The 229-nt window shown below is 52.0% G+C and carries 1 protein-coding gene; it reads left to right on the forward strand.

Annotated features, from left to right (window positions below; genetic code table 11):
• The first annotated feature begins 14 nt into the window (after positions 1–14).
• Positions 15–128 carry a paraquat-inducible protein A gene (locus tag ACPYOI_RS37345; protein WP_481424339.1) on the forward strand — a complete coding sequence of 38 codons (114 nt, stop codon included), beginning with the start codon at positions 15–17 and terminating at the stop codon, positions 126–128.
• Positions 129–229 lie beyond the last annotated feature (101 nt).

Here is a 229-nt window from a genome sequence, read left to right on the forward strand (position 1 = left end):
GTATTTATCCCGCGATGGGGGCATTAATGTTTGCGCTGGTCGTTATTATGACCATGTTCGCGGCCATGACCTTCGACCCTCGTTTATCGTGGGATCGTGAGCCTGAATCAAGCCATGAGGAACAGTAAGAGCATGGAAAATAAGAGTGGAGAGGCGAAAGTGCAGAAGGTCAAAAACTGGTCGCCGGTGTGGATTTTCCCCATCGTGACCGCGCTGATCGGTGCAGGGA

This window comes from Rhizobium sp. SVR5-2C, assembly GCF_056755115.1.